The organism is Bacillus sp. MN7755 (genome assembly GCF_054771475.1).
This window is the reverse complement of record NZ_BTRL01000006.1, coordinates 1-13,819: the sequence shown is the minus strand read 5'-3', so window position 1 is coordinate 13,819 and position 13,819 is coordinate 1. Positions and strand designations below refer to the sequence as shown.

General features: G+C 35.6%; 10 protein-coding genes, 16 tRNA genes and 1 rRNA gene. 1 reads left to right on the top strand and 26 read right to left on the bottom strand.

The genetic code is table 11. From position 1 onward, the window contains the following. Positions 1-77: 77 nt before the first annotated feature. The 10 genes from ACYVEC_RS04370 to ACYVEC_RS04325 form a co-directional block, all read right to left on the bottom strand. Positions 78-1,973: a PrkA family serine protein kinase gene (locus ACYVEC_RS04370; RefSeq protein ID WP_000353280.1), complete on the bottom strand. Its 1,896-nt coding sequence runs from the start codon at positions 1,971-1,973 to the stop codon at positions 78-80. A 396-nt stretch (positions 1,974-2,369) separates the two neighbouring features. Further along, positions 2,370-4,439 carry a sensor domain-containing protein gene (locus tag ACYVEC_RS04365; RefSeq protein ID WP_063225208.1) on the bottom strand — a complete coding sequence of 690 codons (2,070 nt, stop codon included), beginning with the start codon at positions 4,437-4,439 and terminating at the stop codon, positions 2,370-2,372. Positions 4,440-4,567: 128 nt separating this feature from the next. Beyond that, positions 4,568-5,056: a tRNA (uridine(34)/cytosine(34)/5-carboxymethylaminomethyluridine(34)-2'-O)-methyltransferase TrmL gene (trmL, locus tag ACYVEC_RS04360; protein ID WP_000538147.1), complete on the bottom strand. Its 489-nt coding sequence runs from the start codon at positions 5,054-5,056 to the stop codon at positions 4,568-4,570. Between the two features lie 58 nt (positions 5,057-5,114). Beyond that, positions 5,115-6,002 carry an amidase domain-containing protein gene (locus tag ACYVEC_RS04355; RefSeq protein ID WP_063225209.1) on the bottom strand — a complete coding sequence of 296 codons (888 nt, stop codon included), beginning with the start codon at positions 6,000-6,002 and terminating at the stop codon, positions 5,115-5,117. Between the two features lie 44 nt (positions 6,003-6,046). Next, entirely contained in the window at positions 6,047-7,189 is a 1,143-nt protein-coding gene (queG, locus tag ACYVEC_RS04350; protein WP_063225210.1) for a tRNA epoxyqueuosine(34) reductase QueG, read from the bottom strand. A gap of 198 nt (positions 7,190-7,387) precedes the next feature. After that, a tRNA-Gly gene (locus tag ACYVEC_RS04345) sits at positions 7,388-7,461 on the bottom strand. Positions 7,462-7,575: 114 nt separating this feature from the next. Next, a complete protein-coding gene (locus ACYVEC_RS04340) occupies positions 7,576-8,229 on the bottom strand; it encodes a DsbA family protein (RefSeq protein WP_060629453.1) in 654 nt (217 codons plus the stop codon). 187 nt (positions 8,230-8,416) lie between these two features. After that, positions 8,417-9,193 (bottom strand): transglycosylase domain-containing protein, encoded by a 777-nt coding sequence (locus ACYVEC_RS04335; RefSeq protein ID WP_016089400.1) that lies wholly within the window; start codon positions 9,191-9,193, stop codon positions 8,417-8,419. 446 nt (positions 9,194-9,639) lie between these two features. Further along, the gene (locus ACYVEC_RS04330; protein ID WP_063225211.1) at positions 9,640-10,101 is read right to left on the bottom strand and encodes an NUDIX hydrolase; all 462 of its coding nucleotides are present in this window, start codon (positions 10,099-10,101) and stop codon (positions 9,640-9,642) included. Between the two features lie 147 nt (positions 10,102-10,248). Next, on the bottom strand, positions 10,249-10,968 hold the full coding sequence (locus ACYVEC_RS04325; protein WP_000532949.1) for a YebC/PmpR family DNA-binding transcriptional regulator: 720 nt from the start codon (positions 10,966-10,968) through the stop codon (positions 10,249-10,251). A 619-nt stretch (positions 10,969-11,587) separates the two neighbouring features. Between ACYVEC_RS04325 and ACYVEC_RS04320 the strand changes: the two genes are divergently transcribed. Further along, positions 11,588-11,908 carry a DUF3884 family protein gene (locus ACYVEC_RS04320; protein ID WP_063225212.1) on the top strand — a complete coding sequence of 107 codons (321 nt, stop codon included), beginning with the start codon at positions 11,588-11,590 and terminating at the stop codon, positions 11,906-11,908. Between the two features lie 331 nt (positions 11,909-12,239). Here ACYVEC_RS04320 and ACYVEC_RS04315 read toward each other — a convergent pair. The 16 genes from ACYVEC_RS04315 to rrf all read right to left on the bottom strand — a co-directional run bounded on the left by ACYVEC_RS04315 (position 12,240) and on the right by rrf (position 13,728). Further along, a tRNA-Leu gene (locus ACYVEC_RS04315) sits at positions 12,240-12,321 on the bottom strand. A 10-nt stretch (positions 12,322-12,331) separates the two neighbouring features. Further along, a tRNA-Cys gene (locus tag ACYVEC_RS04310) sits at positions 12,332-12,402 on the bottom strand. 13 nt (positions 12,403-12,415) lie between these two features. Continuing rightward, positions 12,416-12,490, bottom strand: a tRNA-Gly gene (locus ACYVEC_RS04305). A 5-nt stretch (positions 12,491-12,495) separates the two neighbouring features. Beyond that, a tRNA-Gln gene (locus ACYVEC_RS04300) sits at positions 12,496-12,570 on the bottom strand. A 63-nt stretch (positions 12,571-12,633) separates the two neighbouring features. Next, positions 12,634-12,709: transfer RNA gene (locus tag ACYVEC_RS04295), tRNA-His, on the bottom strand. 19 nt (positions 12,710-12,728) lie between these two features. After that, a tRNA-Trp gene (locus tag ACYVEC_RS04290) sits at positions 12,729-12,802 on the bottom strand. Between the two features lie 7 nt (positions 12,803-12,809). Then, positions 12,810-12,893, bottom strand: a tRNA-Tyr gene (locus ACYVEC_RS04285). Between the two features lie 10 nt (positions 12,894-12,903). Further along, positions 12,904-12,979: transfer RNA gene (locus ACYVEC_RS04280), tRNA-Thr, on the bottom strand. 18 nt (positions 12,980-12,997) lie between these two features. Then, positions 12,998-13,073, bottom strand: a tRNA-Phe gene (locus tag ACYVEC_RS04275). A gap of 9 nt (positions 13,074-13,082) precedes the next feature. Continuing rightward, positions 13,083-13,158 (bottom strand) — tRNA-Asp (locus tag ACYVEC_RS04270). Positions 13,159-13,161: 3 nt separating this feature from the next. After that, positions 13,162-13,238 (bottom strand) — tRNA-Met (locus ACYVEC_RS04265). Between the two features lie 24 nt (positions 13,239-13,262). Next, positions 13,263-13,338, bottom strand: a tRNA-Val gene (locus ACYVEC_RS04260). Positions 13,339-13,343: 5 nt separating this feature from the next. After that, positions 13,344-13,418 (bottom strand) — tRNA-Glu (locus ACYVEC_RS04255). 17 nt (positions 13,419-13,435) lie between these two features. Further along, a tRNA-Ser gene (locus ACYVEC_RS04250) sits at positions 13,436-13,527 on the bottom strand. Positions 13,528-13,529: 2 nt separating this feature from the next. Then, positions 13,530-13,604 (bottom strand) — tRNA-Asn (locus ACYVEC_RS04245). Between the two features lie 8 nt (positions 13,605-13,612). Then, positions 13,613-13,728: ribosomal RNA gene (gene rrf / locus ACYVEC_RS04240) — 5S ribosomal RNA — on the bottom strand. Positions 13,729-13,819 lie beyond the last annotated feature (91 nt).

Sequence of the window (13,819 nt, the reverse complement as noted above, 5' to 3'; positions counted from 1 at the left end):
GTATGACACTTTACACATATGAACGGATAATAAAACGCTGTCCCGCAAAATACAAGAGACAGCGTTTTGTTATCAAACTATCGATTTAGCAGGCTACCTACATAGCGTAATAATTCATTTGCTGAAGAAGAATTATAGCCGTGCTCATCAATTAAACGTGCAACAACATCATTGATTTTCTTCAGCTGATTTTCGTCTGGTGTTTTCGTTGATGTTGTGATTTTCACTATATCTTTTAAATCAGCAAATAGCTTCTTCTGAATCGCTTCACGAAGACGTTCGTGCGAATTATAATCGAAGCGTTTCCCTTTACGTGCATAAGCAGAGATGCGAATTAATATTTCTTCCCGGAATGCTTTTTTAGCATTTTCTGAGATTCCAATTTGCTCCTCAATCGAGCGCATTAATTTTTCATCTGGGCTCATTTCTTCCCCTGTTAACGGATCACGTAATTTCGACTTATTGCAGTACGCCTCAACGTTATCTAAGTAATTATCCATAAGTGTCTTAGCGGATTCTTCATACGAATAAACAAACGCTTTTTGTACTTCTTTCTTAGCGATTTCATCGTATTCTTTTCTAGCTAATGAGATGAAATTCATATAACGCTCTCGGTCTTCATTACTAATCGATGGATGCTGATCCAACCCATCTTTTAACGATCTAAGCACATCTAGAGCGTTAATAGAAGGTACCTCTTTTCGAATAATTGTAGATGAAATTCGATTAATAACGTAACGAGGGTCAATACCTTTCATACCTTCATCTTGATATTCGCGTTGCAACTCCTCTACATCAATCGCATTATAACCTTCTACCGTTTCTCCATCATACAAACGCATCTTTTTAATTAAATCAATATCTGGACGCTTCGGATCTTTTAATCGAGTTAAAATCGTAAACATTGCTGCAACTCGAAGTGTGTGCGGTGCAATGTGCACATCGGACACGTCACTTTCACGAATCATTTTTTCATAAATATGTTCTTCTTCACTAACTCGTAAATTGTATGGGACTGGCATTACGATAATACGTGAATGTAATGCTTCATTTTTCTTATTTGCTATAAACGAACGATACTCTGTTTCGTTCGTATGCGCTACGATTAATTCATCTGCTGAAATAAGCGCAAATCTTCCTGCTTTGAAATTTCCTTCTTGCGTAAGGGATAATAAATGCCATAAAAATTTCTCATCACATTTTAACATCTCTTGGAATTCCATCATTCCCCGGTTCGCCTTATTTAATTCTCCATCAAAGCGATACGCTCGAGGATCTGATTCTGAACCATATTCTGCAATTGTAGAGAAGTCAAGACTACCTGTTAAGTCAGCAATATCTTGTGACTTCGGATCTGAAGGACTAAATGTACCAATCCCTGTACGACGATCTTCCGAGAAGAAAATACGCTCTACGACTACATCCTCAATTCTTGACCCATATTCTTGTTCTAAACGCATCACATTTAATGGTGATAGATTCCCTTCAATTCTAACCCCATACTCATCAAAGAAATCATCTCGTAAATGATGCGGAATTAAATGAAGTGGATCTTCATGCATTGGGCAACCTTTAATTGCAAAGATTGCTCCGCGATCTGTTCTTGAATAAGTTTCTAATCCTCGTTTCAACATCGTAACTAATGTTGATTTCCCTCCACTAACAGGACCCATTAATAATAAAATACGTTTTCTAACATCTAATCGTTTTGCAGATGGATGAAAATATTCCTCTACAAGGCGTTCTAAAGCATCCTCTAATCCAAATAGCTGATTACTAAAGAAATTATACTTTCTTCTACCATCAACTTCTTCAATTCCAGCGTCTTTTATCATATTGTAAATGCGAGAGTGTGCTGTTTGAGCCACCCATGGTCTTTCCTTCACAAGCTCTAAATACTCCGCAAACGTACCTTCCCATTGTAAGCGTTCTTCTGCTTCTCGATGCTGTTCAATTTTTTTAAGAATATCCATTATAGCTCCTCCCCCATCTCCTTGTTCAATCGGATTATTATAAAAGGTATGCTAGGATGTCCTCAAACATTCTTTAAATCAAAATGAAATATATAGTAGTCATATAAAATTCTCTCCAAAATTCAAAGAAAATTCTGTATAATATAGGTATTAAAGTTTTTACACCGCTATTCATTATAAATAAATTCTTTTCTTCCAAGAACCTTACATACATTTCGAATAATAATTAGGATTCATAAACCGAAAACGTAAGGAGGATATTAGTATGAAATTATTATTGATTTTAGGTGTATCACTCACATTTCTTACAGCCATTTTTACATCTGGTTACAATGATAAACCAGGTACACATAAAAAGTGATGTGCTTTTTAGCACATCACTTTTTTCTTTATCAATCATTTGTAATACGTATTTTCCACATCATATTTTGATAGCGGTCTACTATAATAATAACCTTGTACAAGCTTCACATTCTTTTCCTTCAAAAACTGTATTTGTTCCGTTCTTTCTACTCCCTCTGCGATTACATTCAATTCTAAAGTATGAGCTAAATGAATAATTGCAGCTGTAATATTCGTATCACGTTCATCTACATGTATACCTTCCATAAAAGAACGATCAATTTTCAAAGTATCAATTGGATACGTTTTTAAATAACTTAAAGATGAATATCCTGTCCCAAAATCATCTAAATGAATCTTTAAATTTTGTTCTTTTAATTGTAGCAATACTCTTTTCGATATATCTTTATGTATAAGGGCTCCTTCTGTAACCTCTATCGCTAATAAATGGGCTGGTACATTGTACTTATGTAAAGCACGTGTAATCATTTCTATTAATGTAATAGAGCGAAAGTGCCTGGCTGAAATATTAACTGCGATCGGGACAACTTCATATCCTTTATTTAACCATTCACGTATTTGCTGACACACTTCATTTACTACCCATTCATCAAGCTTAATAATAAATCCTGTTCTTTCTGCTAGCGGAATAAATTGATTGGGAAGGACAAATCCTAATTCTTTATTCTCCCACCTTATTAAGGCTTCCATACTAGCTATTTTTTTCGTTTCAATATTAATTTGCGGCTGATAATATAAAAAGAATTCATTTTTTTCTATAGCACGATGTAATTGGTTTTCTATTATAAATCTTTGTTCACGCTCACAATCTAATCCATTGCCATAAAAATGATAATGCCCTTTTCCTTTTTCTTTTGCTTTTTCCAAAGCAGCATCAACTCTTTGGAATAATATTTTTTCATCTTTTCCATCTGTTGGGGCCATTACAATTCCAATTGACGCACTTAAATACACGTCCTCTTCTTGTATTACAAAATGCTCACTAATCCTTTCTAGTATGTTGTTTGCAACTACCTCTACACGTTCTTTCGTTATATTTTCTATTAACATAACAAATTGATCATCGTGTTCTCTAAATAAGTGCATACCGTCTATTTGGAGACTACTTAAACATTCTGTAACTTTTTGTAATACTTTATCTCCTTCTTTATGACCAAACGTATCATTAATAAGATGAAATTCATCTAAGTCTATAAAGATAAACGCAAAATCTACCTTCTCATTTAAGAAATCATTTAACTTATTTGTACATGAAATTCTATTCATTAATCCTGTTAACTGGTCATAGTAAGCTAAATATTCCGTTCTCATCTCATTTAATACTTGCCTTGTAACATCCCTCGTAACAATATAAACCCCAACAATTTCACCATTCACAATAATTGGAATAGTTCTCAAAGAAATATAGAGCTCGTACCCTTCTTTATGAACATATTTCTTTGAAACAATTTGCTTTGCTCTTCCTTGCATAGCCCCTTTAAATATAATTTGAAAATCTTTTTCATATTCTTTATTAATAAATTCAAAAATAAATTTATTATTTAATTCTTCATATCGGTATCCGAATATTTCATACGTTGCTGGATTTGCATATGTAATTTCCCCTATAGAATCTATAGATATAATAGAGTCATTATTATATTCTAGTAATGACTTAAATAACATTTGTTTTTCCTCTATCTCAATCTTCTCCTCAATTTGAGCTGTAATATCCCTCGTAATACAAATAATAAACTGGCATACTCCTTCTTCGTCAAATACAGGATTAAGTGAAGATTCATAATGTATCTCACCCTTTGGTAAACTAACTACATCACAAAAGGTATGCGCTTTCGCTTCGCTCGCTACTTTTGCATATTGCACTTGCAATATTTCCGCCGTATCTTCCGGTAATACTTCTGCAAAAGTTTTTCCATAACATTCTTCACTTAGCTTTGCATAATCCATACCTAACTTATTTACATAAATATATTTAAAGGTTTCATCATCAATAACTTTCACAATAAATACTAAATCTTGAATAGCATGTAATAATCCTCTTCTTATTAAATCCATATCTATCATACTTAAAAAGGTATTTTGATTACGATATTGTTCCTTCATATTTATCTCAACCTGTCTGATCTATTTTTATTCATATATCCCATTCTATATGAATATGTACCCTTTTTTAAATGTATGATTACATATTTATTTTTATTTTTAGAAAAAAAGTCGCCATATGGCGACTTTTAATAAACAATTTCTAAATCTAATCCTGGATAATTTTGTTGGCGGAACGCTTCATAAATTAAAATAGCTGCTGTATTAGATAAATTTAATGAGCGCACTTTATCAGTCATTGGAATACGTAAACAATGATCGAAGTTTTCTTCGATTACATTAGCTGGTAAGCCGTTTGTTTCTCTTCCAAATACAAAATAGTAATCCTTCTCACGTTTACTATAATCAAACGCTGTATGAGCTTTCTCGCCATACTTTGTTAAATAGAAGAATTCACCGTCTTTATTTTTCTCATAAAACTCTTCAATTGAATCATAATACGTAATTTTCACGTGCTGCCAATAATCTAATCCTGCACGCTTTAACATTTTATCATCCGTTGAAAATCCAAGCGGTCTAATCAAATGTAATTCTGTTCCAGTTGCTGCACAAGTACGAGCAATATTCCCTGTATTTGCTGGAATTTCTGGTTGATATAAAACAACATGTACTCCCACGCGATATTCACCTCTGTTTTTTGTCTACTACGTATTATACCACTTGAGCGAAAAATCTCTACCCATTAATAATATGAAAGAATTTATATTTCATTTGTGGTGTATATTTACTAGAATCTTCATAGTTCCAATAACGCCGGCGGCTATTTGCTGAATGTGCATTTACAAGTGGCATACCATCTGCGTCTTTCGCTACTACAATTGTCGTATGATTCCATCTACCATCATCCTCAAAATCATAAGCGATGACATCACCAAGAATAAGGTCCTCTGGTCTTTCTACTGCTTCTGCTCGAAGCCCTGTTGTAGCACCTGACAAATACCAATAAAAAGAGTGTGCGACAGCCCAGCTCCAACTCCACTGATTCTCCCTTTGCCACCATCCTTTACGAATATTAGGATATCCATTCATTGGTACTTCTCCAGTATGAAGACATTGAGAAATAAAATTCGTACAATTATCAGGGAAATTACGATATACAGGGTTTCGATCATCCCACCAACGTTCCGCATATTTAACTGCCTCTAAACGGTTATACTGATAAGAACCGTACTTCTCTTTTATAATTTCCCTTTCTAATGTCTCACTCATTCCAACTGCTTCTGGCACTTCAATAGCATAATCACCTATTACCCCGCTATTATTTAAACAAACTCTTCGTTTTAATTGTTCCTCTTCGATATAAAATAATTCTTTATGCTTAATTAAATATTTAAAGTGTATTTGATAATCAACTTCTTGATGATTGCTATTATTTAATTGTCTTATGAAAGAAACGTCCGCAGTTGCTTTCACTATATGTGCATTACGCTTTTGAAACAATTGTTTCTTTCTCTGTGCTATTTGTAATAAATCTTCAGCAATACCATCTACATTTGTTCGTTTCTCTGTTATATATGATAAAAATTGTTGTACCTGCTTTTCAATATTTATTTTTACAACCATTTCGTCTCCCCCCCATATTACAATATGAAAAAGGGAGATATTATCTACTCTTTTTTCTGCGCTAACAATTCAAGTCCGCGATTCATTTCATGAAGAACCTCTTCGTCTTTCTCACGTTGCATCGCTTTTTCAATAGCTTCGCCCACGCCGTCTCCACCAATTTTTCCAAGTGCCCACGCTGCTGTTCCGCGAAGTACTGGTCTTGGATCATCTTTCATAACACCTATTAAATCAGGAATTGCTGATGCTTCTTTAAAATGTGCAAGTGCCAAAATCGCATTTCGTTGCAACGGCTTTTTACCTCTCCATGAACCAGACATAATTCCATATTTCTCTTTAAAATCACGATTACTAATTGTTAAAAGTGGTGTTAATAACGGCTTAACTAACTCAGGATCTGGTTCCATCTCAGGATGATTATGAAAATCCATTCCTTTATTTTTTGGACAAACTGTCTGACATGTATCACATCCATAAATACGATTTCCTATTTTGTCGCGATATTCTTCCGGTAGGAATCCTTTCGTCTGTGTTAAAAATGCAATACATTTCTTCGAATCTAACTGTCCTCCTTGTATTAAAGCACCTGTAGGACAAATATCAATACATTTTGTACAGCTTCCACATTGATCTTCTATCGGTTGGTCTGGTGGGAATGGAACGTTTGTAATCATTTCTCCTAAATATACATACGAACCAAATTCAGGTGTAATAATAGCGCAATTCTTACCGCTCCAACCAATACCGGCACGCTCCGAAACAGCTCGATCACTTAATTCACCCGTATCAACCATTGACTTAACTTCTATATCGGGAAGTTTTTCAATTAAATATGCTTCTAATTTTTGCAAACGATCTCGTAAAACAAGATGATAATCTTGTCCCCAAGAAGCACGACAAAAAATCCCGCGGCGTTCTCCACGCTTACTTAATGGTGCATTTTTTAATTTTGAAGGATACGCTAATGCAATCGCAATAATTGATTTCGCACCAGGCAATAGCAGCTGTGGGTTCGTTCTCTTTTCTATATCAGGCTCTTCAAATCCAGATTGATAATTTAATTGTTGCTGCTGGATTAAACGCTGCTTTAATTCTTCAAATGGTGAAGCACTAGCAAAGCCTATTTTATCTATACCAATTGTTTTACTATACGCAATGACATCTTGCTTTAATTGTTCAAAATTCATTCCTAATCGCCTCCTCAGATGAATCCATCCCTTATGTAACAATCTATTGGTTAGCAATTCACTTTTGGAATACTATTCTTTACTTCTATTTTCGCATACAATCACGCTTTTCAAACATTAAAAAACGCAATGCCTCGTTTATCTCGGAAACGAAACACTGCGTTGATCACAATTTATAGAAAAACATTAAATAAAATTTGGAGCGGGTGAAGAGAATCGAACTCTCGACCAGAGCTTGGAAGGCTCTTGTTTTACCACTAAACTACACCCGCAAATATGAAATACATATAAGATATTAGGATAACTTATGTAAAGTAGTATAGCATGTAAAAAAATCGGAAGCAAGAATTTTATCGAAAAAAGTCGAAAAAGTGATGAGTATCTCATCACTTTTTCAATTCTTTATCAATTGCCTTCTTCATACTATCGAAATCAGGATTTGCAAGATTTCCATTTATATATACTGAAGGAGCGCCTTGTACTTTTAATTTTTGAGCACGATCTGAATCTTTACGTACTTTTTCTTTCATTTCTTTACTATGTAAATCTTTTTTAAATTGCTCTACATCAACTTTCGGAAGCTTTTCTTTCACAATGTTAAGAAGTAATTCTTCTGTAATCCATTCTTCCGTGTCTTTCTTTTGACTTTGATAAATCTCATCATAGAAAATCCAGAATGAATCTTTATCTTGCTTATAAATTGCTTCACCAGCTGCTGCACCTAAATCAGAGTCTTTTCCGATAAATGGGAAGTTAATAAAATATAACTGCACTTTACCTTTATCTATATACTCTTCTTTTAATCGTGGTAATACTGTTACATCCCAAGTACGACAAGCAGGACATTTGAAGTCTCCAAATTCAACTACCTTAACCGGAGCATCATCTTTCCCTAAAGATTGTTGTGTGGAATAAGCAAACATCTCATTCCCTTTATCTTTTTTGTCATTTATGATGCTATACGCAATCGTTCCGATTACAATCAATACTGCAATGGAAAAAACTATACCAAGAGCCATGAGTTTGTTCGATGATTTCATATACATTCCTCTTTAAATTCATATTCTGTATACAGCATTGTACACAATACACATAATATCAATACTTACATATATCACGCAATGAACACGCTCACATAAATTACAAAAATACAACATTTGTGACGATATTGTGTCACAATTTGTCACAATTTATTCAAAAAAAGAAGCTCCTATATAGGAACTTCCCTTAGCTTACTGCTTTTTCACGTGCATTATTTAACATCGACTGCTCTGTTTTTATATCATGACGGATTACTAATTTCTCACTAACTGCTTGCACATACTCATCATGATTGATATAGCCTTCTTTCTCCATTAACCTTAAAACTACATTCCGTCTCTCAACTGCTTTATCGTAATTTTGTGCAGGTGAGTAATAAGCTGGTGCCTTTACTACAGCAGCCATCATTGCACTTTCAGCCAACGTTAATTGGCTCACCTTTTTACCAAAGTAAAGGTTTGCTGCCTTTTCAATTCCCCATGCTCCTTCTCCGTAATAAATATTACTTACATACAATTTTAAAATTTCATCCTTCGTAAATGTGCGTTCAATTTTTTTTGTGTAAAAAATTTCTTTCCACTTACGAGAAAATGTACGTTCATTCGTTAAAAAAGCATTTTTGGATAATTGCTGTGTAATTGTGCTTCCTCCTTGCACAACACCACCAGCTTTTATATTCTCAACAGACGCCCTGATAATCGCTATATAATCTAAACCGTTATGATGATAAAACCTTTTATCTTCTGTTGCAATGAATGCATGTGTTAACGATTCTGGCACCTCTAACTTAGCCGGTACATGTAATTTACTAATATCACTCTGCTCAATCATTACATTTCCAATGAATAATAACGTAAAACTTAACAATAATAATAAAATAATGGCTTTATAAAAAAATTTAGTCATTGGATTTAATGCAACTTTTTGATGATAGTTCACCCTAGATAATACTCGTTCTTTCATCTTAAACACCTCTTTTCCACACAGCGTATAACTCTTACTTTAAGAATACCTTGTTGCAAAAAAATATCCCATCGATTTCTCTTACACGTACCTTACATCATTGTAAGGTATAAAAAAGTATTGTATCACAGTCTTTTTTTATCTACTATTCATCTGAAATATCGAATATAGATTATGCTAACGCCCAAATAACAGAGTATACTTTAAGGCTATTATACTTCCCTATTAAAACACCTTATGTTCACTTTATACTTTCATTATATCATCTACAAATATATATACTTTTGAGTATCTAGTAATCTAAATGTATATAATACATCATATATTATACAGAACAAACGTTCTAAAAATCAATACTGCCACTATTATTATTTTGACCTTTTTCTTAAACAGTATACAAAAAAGAGTAGTGATTTGATTGTATCTCAAATCGGCTACTCTTTTCTTTACAATCTTCCTATTAAGTTATATGGCTGCACTTCCCACGTTTCATACGGAATAAAATGTGTTGCTCTCATCGCATCAAGCGTTCTGGATTTCATATGAGGACGCGTTATATACTCATCTATGTTCTCTTCATTTAAAACAACAAATTTAGCCTCTTGTATTTCTTCAGGCTGAATTTTTATTTCACCGCTCACATATGCCACTTTAAAAACGACAGATAAAATATGCATAGAAGCATTATAATAAACCCCTGTAATACCGATAGGCTTCACCGTTAATCCTGTTTCCTCTTTTATTTCCCTACAAACAGCTTGATCGAGCGCTTCCCCTTCTTCTACCTGTCCTCCAGGTATTTCCCACGTATCAGCTCGCCAGTGTACCTTTACTAATAACACCTCATTTTTTTCATTGGTTAAATAGCCTGCTACTGCAACGATATGCTTTGGTGTTCTATGCTCCATATTACGCCTCCTAGCAATAATGAAAATTTCACATATCCCTATAAGCATATTCCCTGTCTACAACAAAATACCTTTACTAACTCAGCACCTTAATTAGCCTCATAAAAAAAGCCCCTATTCGTTAAACGAACAGAGGCTTCTATCGTATTATTCTCCTAAGTCTACGTTGTGGTAAACTTGTTGCACATCTTCTAAATCTTCTAATGCATCAACCATTTTCTCAAATTGTACTTGAGCATCTTCAGGAAGTGTTACATCACTTTGTGCAAGCATTGTTAATTCTGCAACTGTAAATTCCTCAACACCAGCACCTTTAAGTGCAGATTGTACTGAATGGAATTGATCTGGTTCAGCATACACGATAACAGCATCTTCTTCTTCTAGAATGTCACGTGCATCTACATCTGCTTCCATTAAAATTTCAAGAACTTCATCTGATGTTTTACCTTCAAGGCCGATAACAGCTGTCGCATCAAACATGTAAGCTACAGAGCCGTTTACACCCATGTTACCACTGTTTTTGCTAAAGGCAGCTCGTACATCTGCTGCAGTACGGTTTACGTTATTTGTAAGTGTATCTACAATAACCATAGCTCCATTTGGCCCAAATCCTTCATAACGAAGCTCATCATAATTTTCCTCTGAACCGCCTTTTGCTTTTTCCACTGCACGATCAATAATTGTTCTTGGTACATTATATGTTTTCGCACGCTCTAATACGACTCTTAACGCTTGGTTTGATTCTGGATCTGGCTCGCCTTGTTTTGCTGCCACATAAATTTCACGTCCAAATTTCGCGTATATACGGCTTGTATTTGCATCTTTTGATGCTTTTTTATCTTTAATATTATTCCATTTACGACCCATACTTTCCACTCTCTTTCCCATTTTAAATCTACATAAAAATATTAATATAAAATATAATGTGTATTCAACACATTTTTAAAAGAAATATAAAAAGTTCATTTTTGATTCATATTACAGACATAATATAAATCACTATCATTTGGTTCTTTCAACAAGTTATATTATACATGAATTCCTACGTTTATTACGAATTTTAGAATCACATAACATAATTTAGCAAAAAAGACTCTAACACTTCTATTAGAGTCTTTTTACATCGCCGATACCGATGAACCGACACTCCCGAAGGAACACGATTTTGAGTCTTTTAGGTGACATTTATATAGAGTGTTACCCTTAAAATCCTTTATTTTAAAGCATTTAACAAATTTTGAGCTTCTTTCAAAATGATAAATTAAAATGGAATCACAATGAATAACTGATACTTTTTATTTTCATTTCTCTCCCTTAATTAAGTTTATCCTATTTCATTTCTTATTTTTTCTTATCTCTCGCTAAACAATAAGATAAAGGGATAATTTCCTATAACGTCCCCCTAATTACTTTCTATTGCTGTATAATTGAAATAGAAAATTTTTTGAAATCCACAAATTTGAAAGAAGGATGGGAGAGAGTTATTATGATACATTCAAATGAGAAAAAAGCACATGGTCTTAAAGGGATAGGAGAAAAACTAAACCCAACTATCTATCAAGTGAGATTCATGGAATTAGATGAACCAATTCAATTTGAGTCGTTTCCTGAATTAAAGGAATTAGGGGACTGGTTGAGTACTTCAACGCAAATGTGGTCGTGTCACTCAACAATGTACAAGTACAACAGAGAAGAATTTGAAAAGAAGTTTTTAGAAATTACGAAATTACCAGCTGATCATGTGCTAATATCTACTGGTGGTGTCGGATTTAACTTCATGTCACCAGGTTGGAGAAATTCTTTATAGAGGGATAAAAACAAATGTTAGTTTTTATCCTTTTAGTGTTTCACAGTTTACTCCAACTGTATAGTATGTGCTTTGATCGAGAAAAATTTTATACTTATCTTTTAAAAAATAAATAAGATGGATCGATTTTTAACGTTCAGTCGTTCAAACAAACGCTTCATTTTATTGTGTGAGGTCTTAAATTTCGAAGTTGGTAATCAGTATAAAATAAATTCAATGCTTCTTCATCAGTGGTTACATACGTGGATTTTGTGCTTATTTTGTCGTGTGAAGAAAATACAAAAAAACTCTACACAATTAGTGTAGAGCCTTGATGTTACGCCGTTCGTGATACCGATGGTCGGGGTCGAACCGACACTCCCGAAGGAACACGATTTTGAGTCGTGCGCGTCTGCCAATTCCGCCACATCGGCACAAAAGAAAAGGCGGCAACCGGATTTGAACCGGTGATAAAGGTTTTGCAGACCTCTGCCTTACCACTTGGCTATGCCGCCATATTAAATTCATTGGAGCGGAAGACGGGATTCGAACCCGCGACCCCAACCTTGGCAAGGTTGTATTCTACCACTGAACTACTTCCGCAAAAATGGCTGGGCTAGCTGGATTCGAACCAGCGCATGACGGAGTCAAAGTCCGTTGCCTTACCGCTTGGCTATAGCCCATCGAATTCTTACTTAATTATATGTAAGTATCAATTAGATTATTTATAATTTTAAAAATAAAAATGGGGCGACTGATGGGAATCGAACCCACGAATGCCGGAGCCACAATCCGGTGCGTTAACCACTTCGCCACAACCGCCATGTTGTGTAAATATATTTGGCAGGGGCAGTAGGAATCGAACCCACACTGGAGGTTTTGGAGACCTCAGTTCTACCTTTAAACTATGCCCCTATGTAAATGGTGGAGGGGGGCAGATTCGAACTGCCGAACCCGAAGGAGCGGATTTACAGTCCGCCGCGTTTAGCCACTTCGCTACCCCTCCGAAACTTACATGGTGCCGGCTAGAGGACTTGAACCCCCAACCTACTGATTACAAGTCAGTTGCTCTACCAATTGAGCTAAGCCGGCGTATTTTATTAAAATAAATGGTGGCTCGGGACGGAATCGAACCGCCGACACGAGGATTTTCAGTCCTCTGCTCTACCGACTGAGCTACCGAGCCTTATTAAAATGGCGGTCCCGACCGGGGTCGAACCGGCGATCTCCTGCGTGACAGGCAGGCATGTTAACCACTACACCACGGGACCATTTGGTTGCGGGGACAGGATTTGAACCTGCGACCTTCGGGTTATGAGCCCGACGAGCTACCGTGCTGCTCCACCCCGCGATAATATTATTCATATAGTTTATATGGTGGAGGATGACGGGATCGAACCGCCGACCCCCTGCTTGTAAGGCAGGTGCTCTCCCAGCTGAGCTAATCCTCCAAAAGTGGTGACCCGTACGGGATTCGAACCCGTGTTACCGCCGTGAAAGGGCGGTGTCTTAACCACTTGACCAACGGGCCAAATATTATAAATCCTATGGCGGAGAGCAAGGGATTCGAACCCTTGATACGCTTGTGACGTATACACGATTTCCAATCGTGCTCCTTCGGCCAACTCGGACAGCTCTCCAATGGCTCCGCAGGTAGGAATCGAACCTACGACCGATCGGTTAACAGCCGATAGCTCTACCGCTGAGCTACTGCGGAATAATATTGCCTGGCAACGTCCTACTCTCACAGGGACAAGGTCCCAACTACCATCGGCGCTAGAGAGCTTAACTTCCGTGTTCGGTATGGGAACGGGTGTGACCTCTCTGCCATCATTACCAGACATTATTCTTTTGAGACAATCATTATTATAACTTATTTACTTTAAAAGTCAACAAGTTTTTTATGTTCTCTCAAAACTAGATAACATTGCT

Excerpts from the sequence above, each read along its gene's own strand:
- ACYVEC_RS04370 (WP_000353280.1), bottom strand. The coding sequence starts at position 1,973 with ATGGATATTCTTAAAAAAATTGAACAGCATCGAGAAGCAGAAGAACGC.
- ACYVEC_RS04365 (WP_063225208.1), bottom strand. The coding sequence starts at position 4,439 with ATGAAGGAACAATATCGTAATCAAAATACCTTTTTAAGTATGATAGAT.
- ACYVEC_RS04355 (WP_063225209.1), bottom strand. The coding sequence starts at position 6,002 with ATGGTTGTAAAAATAAATATTGAAAAGCAGGTACAACAATTTTTATCA.
- queG (WP_063225210.1), bottom strand. The coding sequence starts at position 7,189 with ATGAATTTTGAACAATTAAAGCAAGATGTCATTGCGTATAGTAAAACA.
- ACYVEC_RS04340 (WP_060629453.1), bottom strand. The coding sequence starts at position 8,229 with ATGAAATCATCGAACAAACTCATGGCTCTTGGTATAGTTTTTTCCATT.
- ACYVEC_RS04335 (WP_016089400.1), bottom strand. The coding sequence starts at position 9,193 with ATGAAAGAACGAGTATTATCTAGGGTGAACTATCATCAAAAAGTTGCA.
- ACYVEC_RS04330 (WP_063225211.1), bottom strand. The coding sequence starts at position 10,101 with ATGGAGCATAGAACACCAAAGCATATCGTTGCAGTAGCAGGCTATTTA.
- ACYVEC_RS04325 (WP_000532949.1), bottom strand. The coding sequence starts at position 10,968 with ATGGGTCGTAAATGGAATAATATTAAAGATAAAAAAGCATCAAAAGAT.
- ACYVEC_RS04320 (WP_063225212.1), top strand. The coding sequence starts at position 11,588 with ATGATACATTCAAATGAGAAAAAAGCACATGGTCTTAAAGGGATAGGA.